At 70.7% G+C, this 21,427-nt stretch carries 23 protein-coding genes; 13 read left to right on the forward strand and 10 right to left on the reverse strand.

Going from position 1 to position 21,427, the window contains the following annotated elements:
- Window positions 1–29 precede the first annotated feature (29 nt).
- Together LMH63_RS08075 and LMH63_RS08080 are read left to right on the forward strand one after the other, a co-directional pair.
- Window positions 30–1,247: a Fic family protein gene (locus tag LMH63_RS08075; RefSeq protein ID WP_229332759.1), complete on the forward strand. Its 1,218-nt coding sequence runs from the start codon at window positions 30–32 to the stop codon at window positions 1,245–1,247.
- A gap of 131 nt (window positions 1,248–1,378) precedes the next feature.
- On the forward strand, window positions 1,379–1,705 hold the full coding sequence (locus tag LMH63_RS08080; protein ID WP_199225639.1) for a carboxymuconolactone decarboxylase family protein: 327 nt from the start codon (window positions 1,379–1,381) through the stop codon (window positions 1,703–1,705).
- Between the two features lie 82 nt (window positions 1,706–1,787).
- Here LMH63_RS08080 and LMH63_RS08085 read toward each other — a convergent pair whose 3' ends face one another.
- Window positions 1,788–2,642 carry a LysR substrate-binding domain-containing protein gene (locus tag LMH63_RS08085; RefSeq protein ID WP_158280345.1) on the reverse strand — a complete coding sequence of 285 codons (855 nt, stop codon included), beginning with the start codon at window positions 2,640–2,642 and terminating at the stop codon, window positions 1,788–1,790.
- 192 nt (window positions 2,643–2,834) lie between these two features.
- On the opposite strand from LMH63_RS08085, the gene LMH63_RS08090 reads away from it, so the two are divergent.
- The 5 genes from LMH63_RS08090 (at window position 2,835) to LMH63_RS08110 (ending at window position 6,227) form a co-directional block, all read left to right on the forward strand.
- The gene (locus LMH63_RS08090; RefSeq protein WP_199225638.1) at window positions 2,835–3,167 is read left to right on the forward strand and encodes a DMT family transporter; all 333 of its coding nucleotides are present in this window, start codon (window positions 2,835–2,837) and stop codon (window positions 3,165–3,167) included.
- Between the two features lie 164 nt (window positions 3,168–3,331).
- Window positions 3,332–3,877 (forward strand): FMN-dependent NADH-azoreductase, encoded by a 546-nt coding sequence (locus LMH63_RS08095; protein WP_199225637.1) that lies wholly within the window; start codon window positions 3,332–3,334, stop codon window positions 3,875–3,877.
- Complete coding sequence (locus tag LMH63_RS08100) at window positions 3,874–4,815, forward strand: DMT family transporter (protein ID WP_109678096.1); 942 nt, start codon at window positions 3,874–3,876, stop codon at window positions 4,813–4,815. The genes LMH63_RS08095 and LMH63_RS08100 overlap by 4 nt, the downstream gene beginning before the upstream one ends.
- A 141-nt stretch (window positions 4,816–4,956) precedes the next feature.
- Window positions 4,957–5,841: an alpha/beta fold hydrolase gene (locus LMH63_RS08105; protein ID WP_199225636.1), complete on the forward strand. Its 885-nt coding sequence runs from the start codon at window positions 4,957–4,959 to the stop codon at window positions 5,839–5,841.
- A 65-nt stretch (window positions 5,842–5,906) separates the two neighbouring features.
- The gene (locus tag LMH63_RS08110; protein WP_109678092.1) at window positions 5,907–6,227 is read left to right on the forward strand and encodes a LysE family translocator; all 321 of its coding nucleotides are present in this window, start codon (window positions 5,907–5,909) and stop codon (window positions 6,225–6,227) included.
- Window positions 6,228–6,370: 143 nt separating this feature from the next.
- Here the strand turns inward: LMH63_RS08110 and LMH63_RS08115 are convergent, their stop codons facing one another.
- The 3 genes from LMH63_RS08115 to LMH63_RS08125 are packed head-to-tail and all read right to left on the reverse strand — an operon-like array spanning window position 6,371 to window position 8,509.
- Entirely contained in the window at window positions 6,371–7,084 is a 714-nt protein-coding gene (locus LMH63_RS08115; RefSeq protein WP_109678090.1) for a glutamine amidotransferase, read from the reverse strand.
- A 32-nt stretch (window positions 7,085–7,116) separates the two neighbouring features.
- On the reverse strand, window positions 7,117–7,839 hold the full coding sequence (locus LMH63_RS08120; RefSeq protein WP_109678088.1) for a hypothetical protein: 723 nt from the start codon (window positions 7,837–7,839) through the stop codon (window positions 7,117–7,119).
- Between the two features lie 4 nt (window positions 7,840–7,843).
- The gene (locus LMH63_RS08125; protein ID WP_109678086.1) at window positions 7,844–8,509 is read right to left on the reverse strand and encodes a MarR family winged helix-turn-helix transcriptional regulator; all 666 of its coding nucleotides are present in this window, start codon (window positions 8,507–8,509) and stop codon (window positions 7,844–7,846) included.
- Window positions 8,510–8,685: 176 nt separating this feature from the next.
- Here LMH63_RS08125 and LMH63_RS08130 point away from each other — a divergent pair, with 176 nt between their 5' ends.
- The 6 genes from LMH63_RS08130 to LMH63_RS08155 all read left to right on the forward strand — a co-directional run bounded on the left by LMH63_RS08130 (window position 8,686) and on the right by LMH63_RS08155 (window position 14,145).
- The gene (locus LMH63_RS08130; RefSeq protein ID WP_109678084.1) at window positions 8,686–9,600 is read left to right on the forward strand and encodes a pyridoxamine 5'-phosphate oxidase family protein; all 915 of its coding nucleotides are present in this window, start codon (window positions 8,686–8,688) and stop codon (window positions 9,598–9,600) included.
- A gap of 10 nt (window positions 9,601–9,610) precedes the next feature.
- Entirely contained in the window at window positions 9,611–10,528 is a 918-nt protein-coding gene (locus LMH63_RS08135) for a PDR/VanB family oxidoreductase (RefSeq protein ID WP_109678082.1), read from the forward strand.
- A 177-nt stretch (window positions 10,529–10,705) separates the two neighbouring features.
- Window positions 10,706–11,605 carry an MBL fold metallo-hydrolase gene (locus LMH63_RS08140; RefSeq protein ID WP_158280344.1) on the forward strand — a complete coding sequence of 300 codons (900 nt, stop codon included), beginning with the start codon at window positions 10,706–10,708 and terminating at the stop codon, window positions 11,603–11,605.
- A gap of 10 nt (window positions 11,606–11,615) precedes the next feature.
- On the forward strand, window positions 11,616–12,458 hold the full coding sequence (locus tag LMH63_RS08145) for an alpha/beta fold hydrolase (RefSeq protein WP_229332760.1): 843 nt from the start codon (window positions 11,616–11,618) through the stop codon (window positions 12,456–12,458).
- A 143-nt stretch (window positions 12,459–12,601) separates the two neighbouring features.
- Window positions 12,602–12,748, forward strand: a complete 147-nt coding sequence (locus LMH63_RS08150) for a hypothetical protein (RefSeq protein WP_158280343.1) — start codon at window positions 12,602–12,604, stop codon at window positions 12,746–12,748.
- 164 nt (window positions 12,749–12,912) lie between these two features.
- Window positions 12,913–14,145, forward strand: coding sequence for an MFS transporter (locus tag LMH63_RS08155; protein WP_109678078.1), 1,233 nt, complete (start codon window positions 12,913–12,915; stop codon window positions 14,143–14,145).
- A 185-nt stretch (window positions 14,146–14,330) separates the two neighbouring features.
- On the opposite strand, the gene LMH63_RS08160 is transcribed toward LMH63_RS08155, so the two are convergent.
- From LMH63_RS08160 to LMH63_RS08185, 6 genes are all read right to left on the reverse strand, one after another.
- Entirely contained in the window at window positions 14,331–17,399 is a 3,069-nt protein-coding gene (locus tag LMH63_RS08160; RefSeq protein WP_109678076.1) for an efflux RND transporter permease subunit, read from the reverse strand.
- A complete protein-coding gene (locus LMH63_RS08165) occupies window positions 17,396–18,520 on the reverse strand; it encodes an efflux RND transporter periplasmic adaptor subunit (protein WP_109678074.1) in 1,125 nt (374 codons plus the stop codon). The genes LMH63_RS08160 and LMH63_RS08165 overlap by 4 nt, the downstream gene beginning before the upstream one ends.
- Window positions 18,521–18,524: 4 nt before the next feature.
- Window positions 18,525–19,193: a CerR family C-terminal domain-containing protein gene (locus LMH63_RS08170; protein ID WP_109678073.1), complete on the reverse strand. Its 669-nt coding sequence runs from the start codon at window positions 19,191–19,193 to the stop codon at window positions 18,525–18,527.
- 223 nt (window positions 19,194–19,416) lie between these two features.
- Window positions 19,417–19,626: a carbonic anhydrase gene (locus LMH63_RS08175; RefSeq protein WP_199225635.1), complete on the reverse strand. Its 210-nt coding sequence runs from the start codon at window positions 19,624–19,626 to the stop codon at window positions 19,417–19,419.
- 55 nt (window positions 19,627–19,681) lie between these two features.
- Window positions 19,682–20,278, reverse strand: a complete 597-nt coding sequence (locus LMH63_RS08180) for a TetR/AcrR family transcriptional regulator (RefSeq protein WP_109678071.1) — start codon at window positions 20,276–20,278, stop codon at window positions 19,682–19,684.
- Window positions 20,279–20,546: 268 nt separating this feature from the next.
- Window positions 20,547–21,317, reverse strand: coding sequence for an SDR family NAD(P)-dependent oxidoreductase (locus LMH63_RS08185; RefSeq protein WP_109678069.1), 771 nt, complete (start codon window positions 21,315–21,317; stop codon window positions 20,547–20,549).
- Between the last annotated feature and the right edge of the window lie 110 nt (window positions 21,318–21,427).

The raw sequence follows: 21,427 nt of genomic DNA on the forward strand, positions 1-21,427 counted from the left end.
GAATTCTGCTACCGGACATCGAAGCGGACATGAAAGCGGATCCGGAAGGGCCGGCAACGGACCGGGGTGAGCCCATCAGCCTGATGGAGCCGCTGCTCATCGGCGAGACCTCCCGCCACCGAACCCCGCTCACTGATCTCGCCCTCGAGCTCGCGCAGCGGGCCGCGGGATTCCGGCGCAGCCTGCCCGACGGCCTGCTCGGGGCGCTCGCCGATCTCGTCCGCGCCATGAACTGCTACTACAGCAACCTCATTGAAGGGCACGACACCCATCCGGTCGATATCGAGCGCGCTCTTCGGGACGACTACAGCGCCGACCAGCAAAGGCGCAATCTGCAGCTGGAGGCCAGGGCCCATATCGCGGTCCAGAAGTGGATCGACGAGGGCGGGCTCGGGGGGCAAGCCACCACCCGGGATGGCCTCCTGGAAATTCATCGCCGGTTCTGTGAGCTGCTGCCCGACGAGCTGCTGTGGGTCGAAAGCCCCGACACCGGCGAGCGGCTCAGAGTCGTCCCGGGCGCCGAGCGCAAGCGCGATGTCCGGGTCGGTCGTCACATTCCCGTCAGCGCGGTGGCCTTGCCGCGGTTTCTCGAGCGCTTCGAAGCCGCCTATGGCGCCCTTGGGCGCGTGGACAGCATTCTCGCTGCCGCAACGGCGCATCACCGCCTGCTGTGGGTCCATCCGTTCGTCGACGGAAACGGGCGCGTTGCCCGGCTCATGTCCCACGCGATGCTTCTGGATTCGCTCGATACCGGCGGAATCTGGTCCATCGCACGGGGGCTCGCCCGTCAGGAAGGACGATACAAGGATCTGCTCATCGCCTGCGATGCCGAGCGACGTAACGACCTGGACGGCCGCGGTCACCTCAGCGAGGAGGCACTGGCGGAGTTCACCCGGTTTTTTCTAACGACGTGCATCGATCAGGTGAGGTTCATGGAAGAGCTGGTCCGGCCCGATCGCCTGCGCGACCGCATCCTGATCTGGGCGGAGGAGGAAATCCGCGCGGACCGCCTCCCGCCCAAGTCCGGCAATGTCCTCGAGGCCGTGCTTTACCGCGGGCAGCTGCCGCGGGGCGACGTCGCCGGCCTCCTTGGCACCGGGGCGCGGCAGGCCCGTCGCGTCACCTCGGCGCTTATCGAGCGCGAGGTGCTCGTTGCCGACAGTCCCCGTGCCCCTCTCCGCCTGGCGTTTCCGGCGGCGCTCGCGTCGCGCTGGATGCCCGGTCTCTTTCCCGAGAGTGCCTCTTGACCCGCGGACCTTGAGAGTATCGCAGGATCCTGGAAGAGCGACTTCCCGCCGGCGGATAGGTTGAATCCGCAGCGGCCCCCTGCGGAGCGCGCAAGGCCGCCGGCTCATCCAGCAGGCAGAGGAGCCCTCACGTGATCCACTACGACCCGTCCAACCTGAATCAGCTGAAGTCCATGTCCGGCCATGCGCCCGACGCGCTCAAGGCCTTACAGACGTTCAGCGGGGCCGCCACGCAGGAGGGTGCCCTGTCGACGAAGACCAAGGAGCTGATCGCGCTCGCGGTCTCGGTCAAGGCGCAGTGCCCCTACTGCATCGACATCCACACCAGCAACGCCCGCCGGGCCGGCGCCACGGACCCGGAGATCACCGAGGCGGTGGTCGTCGCCGCCGCCATCGGCGCCGGAGCGGTGATGACGCACGGCACCCACGCGTTGCTGACTGGGGCGAACGGGTCATGACTTGCTTTTACGGTCGTGATCGCCGCCGCTTCCGCTTCATTTCCGGGAGATCCCGGTATCCGGCTCGGAGCTCGCGGCGCCGCTATGCCTCCTGCGCCAGCAGCCATGAGCGGAACAGCCGCACCCGCCGGCTGTGCGCGCGCTGTGGCGGGACGACGACGGTGTAGGCAAGGCCGTCGACCGTGACTTCCGGCCGATAGGGGACGAGCCAGCCACGCCGGACGATGTCCGAGACGAGGACATCGCTGATCAGGATCAGGCCCTGCCCGGCGAGCCCGGCGTTGATCACGTGCTGCTCCTCGGTGAACGAGCGCAGCCGCGCACCGGCGGGTGGGAGTTCACCGGCCTGTGCGAACCAGTGCTGCCAGGTGACCGGCGGCGAACCGGCTCCCTGCCAGCGGGTATCGATGTACGTAGCCCGTGAGGGGTCCGCGAGCCCAGCGAGGTAGCCGGGGGTGCCGTAGGCGGCCAGGCGCTCGCGCGCCAGCGTCTCGGCGTCGAGTCCAGGGTAAGGGCCCCGGCCGTAGCGGACCGCGAGATCCATGCGACGCTCGCGCGCGAAGTCCACGACACTCACCGAGCTGTCGATGTGAACGCGTATGTCGCCGTGCGCGGCTTCGAAATCGCGGATTCGGGGTGCCAGCCACAGGGCGCCGAAGGCGGGGGTCGTGGAGACCGTCAGCGTCCGTTCCGCTTCTCTCAGCTCTTCCAGCGCCCGCTCGAGCTCCCCGAACGCGCGGCTGGCAGCCGAGGCGAGCCGCGCCCCGGCCTCGGTCAGCTCGACGCGGCGCGTCCTGCGCACGAATAGCGCGATGTCGAGCTGATCCTCCAGCGTGCGGATCTGGTGGGAGACCGCGGACGGTGATACGCCGAGCTCCTCTGCTGCAGCCTGAAAGCTGCCGCGGCGCGCGGCGGTCTCGAAGACGCGAAGCGCCATAGGGGAGGGCATACGCACAGGGCCACCCCACGCATGAGAAAAATCAATTTATAAGTGACGAATTTTCGCTTGTAGGTCAATAACCAGAAAAGAAAACTTGGGTTCAGCGCCCGCTGAGGAAGATGAGCAGGATTGTCCAGCGGCGGAGTCGGGCAAGTCCCGGCGCCGGATGCGGGTGGCGCGGGATCAGGTATGGAGGACGCGGTCGGCATGGCATGGATCCACCTTGCGCTCGCCGGCGTCGCAGAAGTCGTCTTCGTGGTCGGCATGAAGCTCTCGCGGGGTTTCGAGCGGCCGGCCTGGGTTGCTGTCGCGGCCGTCTTTCTCCTCACCAGCGTCGGCCTGCTCACCCTGGTGGCCAAGGCGCTGCCCATCAGTGTCGCCTATCCGATCTGGACGGCGGCCGGGATCTTCGGCTCGGCGATCGTTGGCGCCCTGGCCTTTGGCGAGGCGATGAGCATGCCGAAACTCGTCGGCCTCACGCTGATTGTCGCCGGCGTGGCGAGCCTGCGTGTGGCCGCCTGACCGTGATCGCCAAACCGAGAATGGAGAGTTGGGAAACCATGACGACCATCCTGCGTCTGGATGCCTCCGCGCGCCGGAGCCGTTCTCTCACCCGCGAGCTCGCGGATCGCTTCGAGGGCGCCTAGCGCGCCGAGGAGCCGGCTGTCACGGTGATCCGGCGGGATGTGGGGCGCGAGCCCCCCGCAATCATCAGCGAACGGTGGATCGCCGCGGCCTTCGAGCAGAAGGGACGCCGCACTGCGGAGCAGGTCGAGGTGCTGAAGCAATCCGACACGCTCATCGACGAGATCCGGCGCGCAGACGTGCTGCTGATCGCCACGCCGAACTATAACTACGGCATGCCCGCCGCGCTCAAGGCCTGGGTGGATCAGGTCATCCGGGTCGAGGAGACCTTCAGTTTCGACCTCGCCCGCGGTGACCAGCCACTGGAGCCCATCCTCTCGGGCAGGACGATGGTCATCCTGTCCTCCTCGGGCGAGTTCGGCTACGCACCCGGCGGTCCCAACGCCGAGCACAATCACCTGGAGCCGCATCTGCGCAGCGCCGGCAGGCTGTTCGGCGTCTCGAGCACATTCCACATCGCCATCGAATACGAGGAGTTCGGTGGCGAGCGCCACGCGCTTTCGAAGGCGGAGGCGCATCGCAGGGCTCGGGAGCTGGCCCGCCAACTCGCGTCGACGAGTGTGGACCATTGCGCCGAGCAGGCATGAGTATCCGGAGGCAGCCGAGCTCCAACGTGCTGAAGGCACACCTTGGAATGCTCGGCTGGGCGGTGATCGTGGGGTCATCATTTCCCGTCGTCGGGCTACTCACCCAGGGCCTGCCGCCGTTGCAGCTCACTGCGCTGCGATTCGCGATCGCGGCCGGCGTGCTGTGGCCGCTGGTGAGGCTGCCTTCCGATCGGCGTCCCGGTCTCCGTGCCCTGGCCGTCTATGCCCTCATGGGGCTGTGCCTCGCCAGCTTCTTCGGTGCGATGTTCTGGGCGGCGCATCGCACAACGGCGCTAACCATGTCGGTGCTGTACGTGAGCGTGCCGTTTCTAGCCTACCTGTTCGGCCGCATGCTCGCGCTCGAGCCGCGGGCGCTCGACCTGCCCCTTATCCTCGGCGCCGGTGCCGCCGGTGCCCTCGCGCTCGTCTGGGCGGAGGCCGCTTCTTCCGGGGGGAGCGTCCGCTTCGCCCTCGCCGACGCCGTCTTCTTCGCCGGCTGCATCGGCTCGGCGCTCTACCCGGTGCTCAGCAAGTGGGGGCTCGAGCGCCAGCTCCTCTCCAGGAGCGCGGCGGTGCGGACGTTCTGGAGCCTTGCCGCCGGGGCAGTCGCCATCGGCGTGCTGGGCGCGCTCGCGGAAGGCGCGGGCGCACTTGCCAGGGTGACCCTTCGCGATCTTCTGATCGTCGGCTACCTCGCCGTCTTCTCGAGCGGCGTGACCTTCTGGCTGATGCAGAGGTCGACGGAGGTCATGACGCCGGGGGCGGTCACGGCCTACACCTATCTCGTGCCCTCCGTTTCGATGGTGGTGCTGTTCTGGGAGAACCCCGCCCTCGTTGGCTGGCAGTGGCTGCCGGGGACGATGCTCGTGGCGGCTGCCATCGCCCTGCTGGCCGCCCGCGACACCCGCGGGCAGTTGCCGGCGCGGGGGCATCGCTGACCGCGGGGCGCTGGGAGTGCGTTTGAGCCCCCGCTTGCCGCTGCAGCGATCGGCCATGTTCATGGACCGGGAAGGGCGCCTTCCGGGCGCCGAGAGCATCCGACGCTGCGCATGGTCGCAACACCTCAAGGGAGTACGCACGTGAACGGTAAAACAGCGCCATGGCGGAACTGGCAGGACTTTCGCGCGGCGCAGCGGGAGCTGCGCCTGCCTGCGGGTGCGGCGGCGCACATCGAGGTGTCGATCCGCTACATCGACGTCGGGGAGCCCCGACGCGGCAGCCTGCTGCTGATGCACGGCATTCCCACCTGGGGCTATCTGTATCACGAGGTCATCCCGGCCTTCGTCCGGGCGGGCTACCGCGTTATCGCGCCGGATTTCCTCGGCCATGGATGGTCGGATCGCAGAGACCGGTTCGATCGCTCCTTCCAGGATCAGGCGCGCATGATCGATGCGTTGCTCTCGGCACTCGGGCTGCGGGGCCTGGACATCGTCGGCCACGACACCGGCGGGGCGGTCGCGCTGATCCTCGCCATCGAGCACGCGGCGCTGGTGCGCCGCATGGTGATCACCAACTCGGTCTGCTACGACCGCTTCGACGATGACATGCTGGACTTCGGCCACCCACTGCGCTGGAAGCCGCGCCCGGTCGCCGAGCTCGTGGCTGAGCTGGAGGAGAGCCTGGCCGCAGGGCTCTCCAATCGCGACCGCCTCACGGCCGGGTTCCGCGAAGGAATCATCGCGCCCTGGGCGAGCGAGGAAGGCAAGCTCAGCCTGTTGCGGAACGCGGCTGCGCTGAACGCGAACCAGACCATGGCGCTGGTGGACCGGCACGGCACCATTCGCGCGCCGACGCTGGTGCTCTGGGGGATGGATGACCCCTGGCAGAAAGCGGAGGACGGCGCCCGGCTTGCGCAGGAAATCCCCGACGCCAGGTTTCAGGGCATCGACGGGGCATCACACTGGCTGCCGCAGGATGCCCCGGAGCGTTTCTCGGCAGCGGTGCTCGATTTTCTCGGGTCGTGAACGCCGTTCGCCTGGAGCGGACCGATCGGGACGCCAACCTGGCACGCGGAGGAGGGTTGGCACCGATGGACGTCTGGCTTGCCTTTGTCATGGCCTCGGTTGTGGTGACGCTGCTGCCGGGGCCGTCCATGCTGCTGGTTATCGCGAAGGCGCTGGCGGAAGGGCCGGCCAGGAGCCTCGCCACGGTGACGGGTGTGGTCGTGGCGGACGCGTGCCTGATGCTGCTGGCCCTCGCCGGCGTGGGGGCGGTGATCTACAGCTCGGCGGTGGCGTTCACCACGATGAAATGGCTGGTCGCGGCCTATCTCGTCTACCTCGGCGTGCGTCAATGCCTCGCCGTCCGTCGGCCCATTCAGGATTCCCGCGCCGGCACAGGCACTGGATGACTTCGATGCCGTCTGGGCCGCTGTGGCGACGCCGCCGCGGGCGGGCAATGCGTCTTTCGGGAAGGCCGTGGAGCTCGCCTCGCCGTTCGGCCCGAAGGGTACGGGCTGGCCGACCAGCACGTGATCCACGGTGACGGTCAGGTTCATTCCTCCACCGCCTCCAGCCATTCGCTGAAGCAGCGCCGGCCCTGCTCGTGCAGGGTCGCCGAGTGGCGGGCCGTGTCCGCGCGCAGCTGCGGCACGGATACGCCCGGGGTGGCCGCGATCTCCACGGTGTGGCCGATGAACCAGCGCTCCAGCGCGCGCCCCGCGGCCTCGGCGTGGAACTGCAGGGCCAGCGCCCGCTCTCCGTAGGCGAAGGCCTGGTTCTCGCAGGCGCGGGTTGAGGCCAGGCGCGTCGCCCCCGCCGGCAGCTCGAAGGTGTCGCCATGCCAGTGCAGCACCAGGGTGATGCCGCCATCCAGGTGCCGCAGGCAGCCCGCGCGCCCCGCCGCGGTGAGCTCGAGCGGCGCCCAGCCGATCTCCTTCTCCCGCGCCGGGTACACCTGCGCGCCGAGGGCCCGCGCCATGAGCTGGGCGCCGAGGCAGAGGCCGAGGGTCGGGCGGTCGGCGGCGAGGCGCTCCCGCAGCAGCCGGACCTCGTCGGCGAGGAAGGGGTAGTCCGCCTCGTCGGCGGCGCCGATGGGGCCGCCGAGGATCACCAGCAGATCCGGGGCGTGGGGGTCCTCGGCGGTGAGGTCGTCGACGCCGGCCTCGCGATAGCGGATTTGGTAGCCGCTGGCCTCGAGCAGCGGGGCGAGCAGGCCGAGATCCTCGAAGGCGACGTGGCGGATGGCGAGGCAGCGGCGTTCGGCCATGGTCGGGTATCCTCCCTGACGGGGTTGCGGGGCTATTCGACGCGGCCTGGGAGGTCGAGGTCGCCGGAGGCGACGTCGAAGACGTCCTCCACGCAGAGCAGCGGGGCATGCACGCTCTCGTTCACCCGCAGGCCCGAGGTGACGCCGTCGAAGGCGCTGCCCTCGAGGGCGCCGGCGTCACGGAACGGCACCCGCACGGTGACGGAATCGCCGTCGACCAGCGGCGTGTAGCCCGGGCTGTCGATGTAGAGGGGCAGGCCCGGCCAGGTGGCCGGCAGCTCCGGTTCCTCGCCTTCGGGGATGTCGCGCACCTTCAGCCCGCCGGGGCAGTCCTCCTCCGCCGGCACCAGCACCACCCAGTGGCTGTGCCAGCGCCCCCCGTCGTTGTCCGGGTCGCCGTCGCCGTCCTCGTCGAAGGCGGGCGTGTCGTCAAAGTCCGGATGCGCGGTGACCGCGAGGGCCAGGATGCCCTGCTCCGGGCCGAACCCGACCGCCGCCGTGTCGAGCCCGGTGGGCCAGACGTAGGAGTACACCGGCGCGCCGCCGAGGCCACCGGCGGCCTCCGGGCGGTGGGCACCGGCCTCGCCGGCCACCTGCATGCGGAACTCGAGCCAGTGTGTCTCGGCGCTGACCTCGACGCGCACCACGTCGAAGGCGGCGTCCGCGCCGCCGCGCTCGGCGTCAATGCCGTGAGCCGCGGCGAGGGCGGGCAGGAGGGAGAGCGCGATGGCGGGAGCACGATGGAGCGGGTGCATGGCGTCAGTCCTCCGGTGTGGGGTGGGAAGCGGTGAATCGCCGCCAGTTGCGGCGCGCGAGTGCCCCGTCCGCCGGCTCGTGGTCGGGGCAGTCCAGGCGCAGGTGGCGGTCGCCGAAGGGGGCGTCGACGAAGGCGCAGTGATGGGGCGTCGCCGGGTCGTCGTGGGCGTGGGGCCGGAAGTAGCGGCAGCTCGCGCACATGCGCTGCACCGGGATCGCCCCGCGCGCCTGCAGGCCGCGGATGGTGCGGGTGAGCAGCCGCAGCAGCGCGGCCTGCTCGGCCTCCGGGAGGTCGTCCACCGCGGCCTGGAGCACATCCGGCCAGTCGCTGAGGCGCTCGGCCTCCGCCGTGCCGCGGTCGGTGAGCCGGATCGCCCGCGCCCGGCGGTCGTCCGCGGCGGGCTCGCGGCGCAGCAGCCCCTTCGTCTCCAGCGCCGTCACCGCCTGGCTCGCCGTCGGCGCCCGCACCGCGAGCTCGTCCGCCAGCGTGGAGAGCCGCAGCGGGCCGCGGGCGCGCAGCAGGGTCAGCACCTGCGCCTGGGTGGGCGTGAGGCGCTGCTCGCGGCCCTGGCTCCAGGCCTCGTGGCGCAGGACCAGGGAGAGCTTCGCGAGCCCGGCCACCACCCGGCGGGGCAGCGGTTCGCTGAGGGTGTCGAACGGGGTTTGCATAGTGGTTAGTAGTACTAAATAAATGTCCGGGACCTGTCAAGCCGGCGGTCCCACGCACGCAGCCATCGGTTGCAGTAAGGTGAAAGCCGGCGGTGCCCGTCCTGGTGCAGTCTTCTGAGGGGCAGGGGCTGCCGGGCCGCGGTGCGCTGCGCGGGCCCGTTTGCCGGGAGGCGAGCATGACGGATCCCTATCACGCGGGTGAGCGTGCCGTGCAGGAGGCCGCGGGCGAGCGGGATGCCGCCCTCGCCAATGGCCGCAACATGAACCCGCGCATTCCGGCGGCGGCCCATGGCTTCGTCGCGCAGCAGCAGTTCGTGCTCCTCGGCGGTGCGGACCGGGAGGGCCGGCTCTGGGCGGCGCTGATCGCCGGAGCGCAGGGCTTCGCGCAGGTGGCCGTTGCCGGGGAGACGCTGTCCCTGCAGCTCTCCGACCCGGGCGCCGTGCTGCCCGCGGTGGAGCCGCTGCGCGCCCTGCAGGCCGGCGATCACCTCGGCGTGCTATTCATCGAGCTCGCCACCCGGCGGCGCCTGCGGGTCAACGGGCGGGTGCGCTCGGTTGGCGCCGGTGAGCTCGTGCTCACCACCGACCAGGCGTATGCGCTCTGCCCGAAGTACATCCAGCGCCGCCGGCTCGAGGAGCGCCCCGCCGGGGGTGTCGCTGCGGACGTGCGCGAGGGTGAGCGGATGGATGGCGAGATCCGTGCCTGGATCGAGGCCGCCGACACGTTCTTCGTCGCGAGCGCGCACCCGGACGGGCCGGCCGACGTCTCCCACCGTGGCGGGCGGAGCGGCTTCGTCGAGGTGGCGGAGGGCAGGCTCCGGATCCCGGACTACCCTGGCAACAGCATGTTCAACACCCTCGGCAACTTCACCCTGCGCCCCGAGGCCGGGCTCGCCTTCATCGACTTCGAGGGCAACCGGCAGCTCCAGCTCACCGGTTCGGTGGAGCTCGCGCTGGATCAGGGCGACCGTGACGGGCGCACCGGCGGTACCGGGCGCTGGTGGTCGTTCCGCCCCGAGGCGTGGCGGATTGCGCCGCTCAACCGCGCCTTCGTGTGGGAGCTCATCGACAGCTCCCCGTTCAACCCGTGACGGGCGCGGCATGCAGCTTGTGCTAGCCGAGCGCACGCCGGTCGCCGAGGATACCCTGCGCCTGCGGCTGGCGCCGGCCTCCGGCCAGGGGCTGCGGCCGTTCGCGCCCGGCGCGCATCTGGCGCTCTCCTTTGCCGGCCTAGAGCGCCGCTACTCCCTGACCTCCGACCCCGCGGGCGTGGATTATTACGAGATTCACGTCCTGCGCGTGCGCCCGAGCCGGGGTGGCTCTGAGTATCTGCACGAGCAGGCGCAGCCCGGGGAGCGCATGGACGCCGCCGGCCCCTTCCACGCCTTTGCGCTTCAGGAGGACGCGCCCCGCTCGGTCTTCATCGCAGGTGGCATCGGCATCACCCCGTTCCTGACCATGATGGCTGCGCTGGAGCGGCGGGGCCGGAGCTTCGCCCTGCACTATGCGGCCCGCCGTGCGGAGAGGCTGCTGCCGCTGCCACCCTACCGCCACGGGGACGTGCACCGCTATAGCGCCGCCGACGGCGTGCGGCTGCAGGTGCCGGAGCTGCTTGCCGGGCTCTCCCCGGCGCTGCCGCTCTACGTCTGCGGCCCCCGCGGGCTGATCGAGTCGGTGCGCCAGTGCGCGGCCGCGCTCGGCTGGCCGGCGGTTCGGGTGCGCTTCGAGAGCTTCGGCGCCGCGCAGCGGCCCGGGGACCGGCCGGTGCTGGTGCGCCTTGCCCGCAGCGGGCTGAGCATCGAGGTGGCGCCGGGGCGGAGCATCCTGGACGCTCTGCTCGAGAACGGCGTCTGGACCGGCTACGAGTGCCGGCGGGGCGAGTGCGCATCCTGCGTCACCGAGGTGCTCGCCGGCACGCCGGACCATCGGGACTTCTGCCTCACCGAGGCCCAGCGCAGCCACTCGCTCTGCACCTGCGTGTCCTGGGCGCAATCGGCGGAGCTGGTGCTCGATCTATAGCGTCTCGACCTCTGCGCCGGCACGGGCAATGTCCCTGGAGGGTACGCCGCCGAATTGCCGTTGGCTCGTGATGACGGCCGACGAATGACGGGGCAGGAAGCTGAAAGACGGTGCCTGCCGGCAGCGGTAGGAATAGGACGAACCTTCAGCGATTGCGCGTCCGCGCCGGAGTGCCCCATGAGCGCACAGACCCTGACCATCGGACGCCTCACGGTGCCGGGCCCCGGAGGCGTCAACACCTGGTGGGTGGAGCCGGAGGCCGGGGTGGCTGTCATCGACCTCCAGCGCGACCCCCGGGCCGCCGAGCGTGCCATCGAGGCGGTGCGCGCCCTCGGCAAGCCTGTCTACGCGCTGCTGCTGACCCACGCGCACCCGGACCACATCGGCGGCGCCGAGGCCTTCCGCCGTGCTTTCCCGAGGGCCCCCCTCTGCGCCACCCGGGCGACCGACCGCGAGATCCGGCTCGATCCCCACGGTTTCCAGCGTCTCACCCGCGAGGCCCTCGGCGCCGCGGCACCCGAGACCTATCCGCCCGCGGATCGCATCCTCGGCGAGCGCGAGCGCCTGGTGTTCTGGGATCTGCACCTCGAGGCCCGCGAGCTCGGACCCGGTGAGGCGGGCTCGGCGACCGTCTACTGGGTCAAGCGCAGCGGCGCGCTTTTCTGCGGCGATGTGGTCGGCAACGGCGTCATCCCCTTTCTGCTGGAAGGGCGCAGCGGCGCCTGGCTCGCCCAGCTCGACCGCCTGGAGGCGGAGTTCCCCGAGGCCGAGCGTCTCTACCCGGGCCACGGCGATCCGGGTTCGCCCGCGGTGCTCATCGCCGGGCAGCGGCGCTACCTGGAGCGCCTGCGCGCAGAGGTGGAGCGCCAGATCACCGAAGGTCACTGGGACGGTGAGTCGCTCGACGCCTCGGGCCGTCGGGCCGTGGCCGGCGCCATGGCCGCCGAGTACCCCGAGGCGGTGCCGGTCGCCCCGATTCCGGACCTCGCCGAGCAGAATGCGGACGCGGTGGCGCGGGAGCTGATGTCGGATAATGGCACGGGGGCTTCCATTGGCCGGGAGGCCGCGCCGCACTGAGGGAGGAGCGATGATGTCGGGAAGGGCGGAGTGGCAGCTGCCGCAGACCTTCGAGTTTCACGGCCGCCTCGTGCGCTACGGCGTCACGGGCAAGGGGCCGCCGCTGGTGATGGTGCACGGCACGCCGTGGTCGTCGTTCAACCTGCGGCATCTGATCGCCGGGCTCGCCGGCGACTTCACCGTCCACTACTACGACCTGCTCGGCTACGGGGCCTCGGACCGGTCGCCGGGCGATGTCTCCCTCGGCATCCAGAACCGGGTGCTCGCCGCGCTGCTGGACCATTGGGGCCTGGATCGTCCGGCCATCATCGGCCACGACTTCGGCGGGGCGACGACGCTGCGTGCCCACCTGCTCGATGGCCGCGACTTCGCGCGCATCGTCCTCATCGACCCGGTGGCGGTGGCGCCCTGGGGCTCGCCGTTCTTCCGCCACGTGCGCGAGCACGAGGCCGCCTTCGCCGGCGTGCCCGGCTACATCCACGAGGCCATCGTGCGCGCCTACGTGCAGACCGCTGCCTACCGGCCCCTGAGCGAGGAGACCCTAGAGGGTGTCCTCGCCCCCTGGCGCGGCGACCCGGGCCAGGCCGCCTTCTACGGCCAGATCGCCCAGGCCGACCAGCGCTACACCGACGAGGTCCAGCCCCGCTACGGCGGGATCACCCGCCCCGTGCTCCTGCTCTGGGGCCGCGAGGATGCCTGGATCCCGGTCGAGCGTGGCGAGGCGCTGCAGCGGCTTATCCCCGGCGCGGAGCTGCGCGTCGTCGCCGATGCCGGGCATCTCGTGATCGAGGAGCGGCCCGAGGCGCTGCTGCGCGAGATCCGGCGGTTTCTCGGTGTTGCGGAAGGGGAATGAGCCGGGCGTAGACCCCGGGAAGGGGACGGGGCCACCACCGCGCGGATCTGTGACGGCACGGCCGGTGTCCAGTGCGCGGCGTCGCGGCGGAAGTCTCCGCAAGCATTCGGTAGTCACGTGCGTGATCAGGTAGCGGCGAGAACGTGGAAGCGCCGTCCCGGGCGGACGCTGCACAATCTCTCTCGTTGTCGCTGCCGGAGGCGGTCAAGGAGCGCCTCCTCGCCACCCGCGACCGGCGCATCCGCCGCGCCCGCATCAAGTCCCTGCGAGGGAAGCCGCCGCCGGAGTGAGGCGATGGGGTTCGTCGCGGGCGAGCCGCGCCCGTGGCCTTCCCGACGGGATGCTGCCTGCAACGACCGTCAGGAATCTGGAAGCCCCGGTAAGCGGCGTCGTGCTATCCAGGGACGCCTGAGACACCGCAGGCCCGGCGGCGCGGCCGCGCGAGGAGCAGAGAATGAGCAGTGTTTCCGTCCCCGTTCCCGCCTGGCGCAAGCCGGTGGTCATCCTCCTCTGCGGCTGCCTCATCGCCCTCATCGGGTTCGGCCTGCGCTCTAGCCTCGGCGTGTTTACCGACCCGCTCTCGGAGGGGCGCGGCTGGAGCCGCGAGGTGTTCGCGCTTGCCATCGCCCTGCAGAACCTGCTCTGGGGCCTCGGCCAGCCGCTCGCCGGAGCGGTGGCGGACCGCTTCGGCACCGCCCGGGTGCTGACCGCCGGCGGGCTGCTCTATGCCCTCGGCATCGCGCTGATGGCGCTTGCGCCGACCCCCGGAGCGCTGTACCTGAGCGGCGGGTTGCTCGTGGGGCTCGGACTCTCCGGGGCGTCGTTCCCGGTGGTGATCGCCGCCTTCGGCCGGCTGCTGCCGCCGGAGCGGCGCTCCTGGGCCTTCGGCATGGGCACCGCCGCGGGCAGTCTCGGGCAGTTCGTGTTCGCGCCGCTCGGCCAGGCGTTCATCGCCGCCTATGGCTGGGAGACCGCGCTGCTGCTGCTTGCCGCCACGGTGGCGCTGATCCCGCTGCTGGCGCCGCCGCTGGCCGGCCGTGGTGGCACCCAGGCGGCTGCGGGCGAGACCACGCTCGGCTTCCGGGACGCCCTGCAGCGTGCCTTCGGCCACGGCAGCTACTGGCTGCTGCTCGCCGGCTTTTTCGTCTGCGGCTTCCATGTGGCGTTCATCACCACGCATCTGCCGCCCTATCTGACGGACCTCGGCGTGAGCGCGGCGCTGGCCGCCTGGAGCATCGGGCTGATCGGCCTGTTCAACATCGTCGGCTCCTACAGCTCCGGGGTCCTAGGCGCACGCTATCCCAAGCGACATCTGCTGAGTGGCCTGTATGCGGCGCGGGCGGTGGCGATCGCGCTGTTCCTGATGCTGCCGCCGAGCCCGGCGGTGACGCTCGCCTTTGCCGCGGCCATGGGGCTGCTGTGGCTGTCCACGGTGCCGCTCACCTCGGGCCTGGTGGCCGTCATGTTCGGCACCCGCTACCTCGGCACGCTGTTCGGGCTCGTCTTCCTCTCCCATCAGGTGGGAGCCTTTCTCGGCGTGTGGCTTGGCGGCGCGCTGTTCGAGCGCTTCGGCTCCTACGACCCGGTGTGGTGGATCGCCGTAGCGCTCAGCGTCGTGGCGGCGGCGCTGCACTGGCCCATCCGCGAGGCGCGTGCGCCGGCGTTCGTGGCGCCGGAGGCCGCTTGAGGGGCGGACGTTCATGTATTTCGGTATCGGAGCAGGCAGTTCCTCACGGTACGGGTGAACGCGCCTACGGAGGCGGGTGAGCGGCGGCACGCCATGGTCAGCACCGTCAACACGGGGGCTCGCCCGAGGGCCTGGCCGTCAGCTGCCCGTTACGAATGCTTGCACGCAGCTCGGCCTTGTGCCGTTCAGCTTGGCGGTATCCGGAACACCAGGCTGTAGAGGACCGGCACCACGCCGAGGGTGAGCATCGTGCCCACGGCGAGGCCGCAGGCGAGCACGGCGGCGAGGCCGTAGAACAGGGCGTCCTCGGCGATGATGAGCGGCAGCAGCCCGAGCAGAGTGGTGATCGTGGTCATGAGGATCGGGCGCAGACGGCGCACGCAGGCGGCGATCAGGGCCTCGAAGTCCCCGGTCCCACCCGCGGCGCGCTCGATGTCGATGCGGTCGATGAGCACGATCGCGTTATTGATGAGGATGCCGGCGAGGGCGTAGAGGCCGAGCAGCGGCATGAAGCCGAAGGGCGCCCGCAGCAGATGCAGTCCCAGAACGGCGCCGATGGCGAGCAGCGGGATGGTCAGCACGATGATTAGCGGGCGCAGGTAGCCGTTGAACTGGGCCACGAGCAGCAGCGCCATGCCGCCAATGGCAAGCGGCAGGTTCGCGGCGAGGGCGGCGCGGCCCTCGGCGCTTTCCGCCACCACCCCGTCGAATTCGATTCCGTGGCCCGGCGGCAGCTCGGCGCGCAGGGCGTCCAGCGCCCCGGCCACTTCCGGGGCCAGATCCTCGGCGGCCATCCGCGTGTTGCGCGCGGAAACGGTCACCGTGCGCACCATGTCCTCCCGGGCGATGCGCGCCCAGTCCGCCCGGAGATGCACGTCGGCCACCTGGGTAAGCGGGACCACCGCCTCGCCTTCGGCGGCGAACACGCTCACCGTATGCAGGCGCTGCAGGTCGTCGCGCCCGGCGCCCACGGCGCGCGTGACGATGGGGATGAGCTCGTCGCCTTCGCGCAGCGCCGAGACCATGCGGCCCGAGTAGTGCCCCTCGAGGGAGCGGGCCACATCCTCGGCGGTGACGCCGGCCCGCCGGGCGCGCGTCTCGTCGACGTCCACCACCACCCGCTGCAGGCGGTTCTCCCAGTCGCTGCGGATGTCGATGGTGCCCGGCACCTGGGCGAGGATGCGCTCGATACGCCCGGCGGTCCGGTAGATATGGCCCGCGTCAGGCCCCTTCACCTGCACTTCCAGCACGCTGGAGTCGCTCGGGCCCAGGAACATGCCTGTGACCTGCGCCGAAAGCTGCGGGAAACGCTCCGCGAAAAGCCTCCGCAGCTCGTCCACCGTAGGCGCGACCTCTGCGTGGCTGCCCACGTCCAGCACCAGAAAAGCGCGGTTCGGCACGGGGTCGATCGGAGTCAGGGAGAGCACGAAGCGCGGTCCGCCAGATCCGGCATAGGCGGCGAAGCGCTCGATCTGCGGGAAGCGCTCCCGGTCGCCGAGCACCGCCATGACGTCCTGCAAGGTGCGGTCCGTGGTCCTGCGCGTCACGTCCGCGGGCAGGTCCAGGTAGACCAGCACCTGGGGGCGGTCCGAGTCGGGAAAGAACTTCTGCGGCAGCTGCGAGAAGGCCACTGCCGATCCACCGAGCAATAGCAGCATGAGCGAGAGGAAAGCCGTGCGATGGCGCAGGATCCGCCGCAGCAGCCACTCGTAGCCGTCGCCGAGGCCCCGGAAGAGCCAGCGACTCGGGTCGCGGCGTGCAGCCGCTTCGCCCGGTACCGGCTCGCGGATGAAGCGGTGGCAGAGCGAGGGCGTCACCGTCATGGCCAGCAGCCAGGAGGTGGAGAGACTGATGAGGATCACCAGCGAGATCGCCCGGGTGTATTCGCCGGCCTCGTGCTCGGCCAGCATCAGCGGCAGGAACACCAGAATGGTGGTCAGGGTGGCCGAGAGCAGCGGCAGGGCGAGCTCGCGGCCGACGCCGTGCAGGGCGGCATCCCGGCCCTGGCCCAGCTCCAGGCGGCGCTTGAAGTCCTCGGCGACGACGATGCCGTTGTCCACCAGCAGCCCGAGCGCGATCACCAGCGTGGCAAGGCTCATGCGCTCCAGCGGCATGCCGGCGAAGCCCATCACCGCAAGGGTGATGAGCATGACCGCGGGCACGATGCTGCCGACGATCAGGCCGGTACGCAGGCCGAGGAAGAGGACCACCACGGCAAGCACGATGGCGAGGGTCTGCAGCACGCTGGCGGTGACGCCGTAGACCGCCCGCTCCACGGCTTCCGGCTGGTAGGTGACGACCTCCAGGGCGTAGCCCACCGGCAGCGTGGCCTCCGCCTCCTCGAGCGCCGCCCGCAGGCGCGGGCCGTACTCCAGGACGCGCTCGCCATCCGCCATCGAGAAGGCGAAGACGATGGCCGGCTCGCCGTTGAAATAGGCCTTCGGCTCCGGCGGATCGACCGGGCCGCGGCGGATGTCCGCGACATCCCGCAGCGGCATCAGCTCGCCGGCAGGCAGGCGCACCAGGGTGTCACCGAGGGCCCCGACGTCAGGGAAGTTGCCTGTGGGCTCGATGGGAAAGCTGCGCTTACCGGTGTCCAGCTCCCCGCCGGGACGGATCGTGTTGTGGCGGCTTACGGCGCGGTCTATATCGCCGGGCGAGAGCCCGAGCTCGGCGAGACGGCTGTCGTCGGTCTCGACGTATACCCGCTCCGGCTGCACGCCGAGCAGGTCGATGCGATGCGTGCCGGGCACGGCGTAAAGCATGTCCCGGAGGTGCTGCGCGATGTCCAGCCGCTCGCCCCAGGAAAACCCGGAGTCGGCAGTGAGGGCAGCGGTGAGCACGGCGACGTCGCCGAAATCGTCGTTGACCCGTGGGCGGCCGGTACCCTCGGGTAGCTCGGCCCGCGCGGCGTCGACGCGGTTGCGCAGGTCCTGCCAGATGGGGTCGAGGTCGAAGTAGCGGTCGTCGACCTCGGCGTGAATGAGGGAGGTGCCGGGCAGCGACGTGGAGCGAATGGCCTCCACCTCCGGCACCTGCCGGATCGCCTCCTCCAGGGTCTTGGTGATGAGCCTTTCGACGCGGCTCGCGGACAGACCGGGGTAGTGGGTGGTGACCACGGCCTCGCGGATGGTGATCTTGGGGTCTTCCTGGGCGGGCAGGGTGAAGTAGCTCCAGGCGCCGACGGCCATCAGTACGGCCGTGACCAGATAGACCAGCGGGCGCCAGCGGAAGGCGAGCTCGCTCGGGGTCATGGCTGGTAGCGTGCGGGGCCGGTATGCAGGCGGGTGACGCGCTGGCCGTCCCGCAGGAAGGCGACGCCACGGGCGGCGACGATTTCGCCGGGCGCGAGCCCGGCGCTGACACGGGCACGGTCGCCGGCAAGCGAGGCCACGCGGATCTCGCGCCGCTCGACCGTGGCGCTACCGGGATCGTAGACGAACGCCCACGCCGTTTCCCCTGGCCCCGGCAGGAATGCCGTGGCGGGAATGGTGACACCCTCGTCCGCCTGCTTCGCTCGCAGGCGCAGATGCACCTCGGCGGTGAGGCCGGCGCGGAGGCCCGGCGGCGGGTCGAGGAGGGCGAGCGTGACGGGGTAGGCATTGCTGTCGCCGGTATCCGCGGCGATCTCCCTCACCCGCGCGCTGAGGGTTACGCCGTTGCGCACGGGCAGGTGCACCTCGTGCAGCGAGGCGGGCTGCAGCCGGTCGACCAGGGTCTCCGGCAGGGACAGGGCGACCTCCAGCGGGCCCCGCCCCTGGATCTGCAGCACCGGCTCGCCTGCCGCGACCCGCTGTGCCGGTTCCACTCGCCGCTGTGCCACCTCGCCCGCATAGGGTGCCCGCAGCACCGTGTCGGCCAGCGCGTCCCTGGCGAGCGCCACCTGGGCCTCTGCCGCATCCACCCGCCCGCGGGCCGTATCCCGCTGGGCTGCCGCGGTGTCCAGTGCCGCGCGGGAGATATGGCCGCCCTCGTGCAGCCGCTGCTGGCGGCGGAAGTCGTCCTCGGCCTCGGCGAGTCGCGCGCGGGCCTCGGCGAGCTCGCCCTCGCGGGCGCGCAGGGTGAGGCGGAAGCTTTCGGGCTCTAGCCGGGCGAGAGTTGCGCCGGCCGCAAAGCGGTCTCCCTCAGCCACCCTGACCTCGGCCACGCGCCCGGCCACTTCGAAGCTCAGCGGCGCGCGCTGCTCCGCGCGCAGGACGCCCGGCAGCACGCGGACCGGTGCCGCGTCGTCCGGGCGCGCCTCGGCCCAGGCGATCGGGCGCGGGGTGGAGGCCTCGACCCGGGGCTCCGGCTGGTCCGCCGAGCAGGCGCCCAGCAGCACCGCCAGCACCGCGATGGCAGGGGTGTGCCGGAGGTGCCATGTGCCGCGGCCCATTGCGCTACCCAAGAGCCACCGCGCCAACGGTCGCCCGAATGTGCCGGCGCACGATGGCTGCCTCCGACGCACCGACGTCGTCCCAGCCCAGGTGGTGCAGCATGCCGGCCCGGCAGGTTCGGAACACCAGCACCTGACCGACGACGGTGATGGCCCGGAGACGATGCGCTTCCGCCTCGCGCTCGCCCCGTGCCATCGCGATGAGCCGGGTCAGACAGCGCAGCACCGGTTCCATGAAGCCCTCCAGGACCACGCGGAAGGCGTCCGTCGGTGCCTGCTGCTCGCGCAGAATCAGCTGCGCCCAGGCGGCGGACTCGCCCGAGATCATGACGTCCGCAAAGGCGTCGGTGAGCCCGAACAGGGCCTCGAGCGCAGCCTCGCAGCGCCCCGCGGCGTCCGCGGGACGCTCGTTCAGCTGCTCGTCGATGCGCCGCAGCGCCGGCGCGATGCGGCGTCGGACACGCTCGACGATGTGCTCGAAGCAGGCGAGGTAGAGGCCGCGCTTGCCGCCGAAATGGTAGCCGATAAGCGCCTGATTGACGCCGGCATCGCGGGCGATGGCGCGGGTACTGGCGGCGTCGAAGCCGTCGCGGGCGAAGGCCTGCATGGCGGTGGCGATGAGCGCCTCGCGGGTGACGTCACCACGCGGCGGGAGTGTCGATTCTGTGCTCATGGCGCCATGTTAATTGCTCGAATGAATAAGTCAATCGACTGAATAAGACAAGCGGCTGCTCTCACGCCGGGCCAGTTCGGGAGGGGGCGCAGTGCAAGTGGTTGCCCCTTCCCGGAATCGGGGCGGCATCCGCCTTCGCGCTCGCCGCGTCTACGCCGAACGGCGCCGCTGCGGGCGCCTGTTTCGCGCTCGGAAGTCGCCGGTGCTTGGTTCGCCCGCCCCCCTAGGCCGCCTCCAGCCGCCCCGTGCGGCAGTCGTACAGATAGCCGTGGACGGTGATCGAGGCCGGCACCAGTGGATGGTTGCGGATGCGCTCGACGTCGGCGGCGATGCTCTCCGCCTGCTCGGCGATGGTGAGCCAGTCTATGTAATCGCCCTCGTGGGATCCCGGACCTCGGCCCACGTCCCGCCAGCCGCTGGCGTCACGGGACATGTCGGCTGCTCCTCTGCGCTGGCTGAACCATGGATGCCGTTGGTACGCCGCTAAGTCATCGGCGCCGACGCCTGTTGTTGAGCTGGAAGTCGAGATCGCGCTGCAGGTCTTCGCGCAGACGGTCCAGAGCCCGGCGGAACAGCACGGGCTGGCGGCGGGCGCGAGCGAGGACCAGCGCGCCCTGGACGCGCAGCACCACTTCCTCGGCGAGGCAGAGCGCCGGTTCAGGGGCGATGCCGGCGCGTCCCAGAACGCGCTGTACCACCTCGATCCAGCGGCCGAAGTAGGCCTGGACGCGGTCCGGGAAGCGGTCGCGGGTGTCGCTGAGGGCGAACGCGCCGACGAGGCAGATGCGGTGGCCCTCGCGGAAGTACTCGGCGACGGCATCAAACATGTGCGCGAGCCCGGATTCCAGCGACTCGGCCTGCTCCAGGGGCGTGAAGACGTGCTCCTCGAACCAGGCGTCGATGCCGGCGAGCACCGCTTCCGCCATCTCCTGCTTCCCGCCCGGAAACAGGTGATACAGGTTGCCCTTCCCAAGGCCGGTGCGCTGGCTGATGAGCGCGAGCGTCGTGCCTTCGAAACCGTGCTCGCGGAACAGCTCCGAGAGCAGCGGCAGCACGTCCCCGCGCTCCGTGATTCGCTCGACCATCAGGTCCAGTCCGCGTGGCGTCCACGCCCCCTGAAGGCGGTTCCCTCGGCCGCGTCCGGTTGCCCGCACCAACGAATCCGGCTCACCTTCCCGCGGCCGGCGTCATCCCGAATGGGCCTGAGTTGCTGGTGGACGCCGATGTTCCGGGCGGACTCGCGCATGACAGCCTCCGTTCCGTTGCAGTCGTCGTACCTTGTACCGAAAAGTCAGCACGCGGTGCGAGCCGGCCGGGCTCAGGGTCAAGCCTGGCCCGTGCACGCGGCCTTCGCTATTGCCGCCCGGCCGTCACACCCCCATCCACCGGTAGCACCACTCCGGTGATCCATGCGGCGGCGTCCGAGGCGAGGAAGAGCAGCGCCTCGGCCACGTCGGCCGGCTGCCCGTTGCGCCCCAGCGGGTGGAAGCTGTTGAAGCTCTGCAAGGTGCTGCGCACCTGTTCCTCATCCATGAAGGTGCCGTACACCGGCGTCTCCACCACGGCGGGCGCCACAGCGTTGACGCGTATGCCCTCGCCGGCGAGCTCGATGGCCAGGTTGCGCACCAGCGCATGCACTCCGGCGTTGGCCGCCGAGTAGGCGGAAGAGGGCGTGGCACCGACGGCCTGGGTTGCCCACATCGAACCCGTCTGCACGATGGCGCCGCCGCCGCGGCGCTGCATGGCCCGGGCTGCGGCCTGGGCGGTGAAGAACTTGCCCTTGAGAATGGTATCCAGGAAGCCGTCGTACTCGGCCTCGCTGAGCTCCAGGAAGGGCTTGGGCCGGAAGACGCCGGCGTTGTTGAAGAGCACGTCAACGCCGCCGAAGCGGTGCTCCGCGCGGTGGACGAGTGACCGTCCGGTGTCGGGGAGCGCGATGTCACCGGCCAGGGTGTCCACGCGCTGCCCCTGGGCGTCGATTTCCCGCGCCGCTGCCTCAAGCTTCGCAGCGTCCCGCCCGCCCAGGAGCACAGAGCCCCCTTCGGCGACGAAACGCTTCGCCACCTCCTTGCCGATGCCGGAGCCACCGCCGGTGACGATGGCGATGCGGTCTTTGAAGCGCATGGTTCACCTCTGAGGCTATTGATCGATAGGTAGGGCAAATCTACTTCGGTTCCTGGCGCTGGTGCAACCCGCCGGGTGTCCGTATTTCCACGAACCCCGGCGGGCAAACC

Origin of the sequence: Spiribacter halobius (assembly GCF_020883455.1) — a bacterium.
Lineage (GTDB): Bacteria > Pseudomonadota > Gammaproteobacteria > Nitrococcales > Nitrococcaceae > Sediminicurvatus > Sediminicurvatus halobius.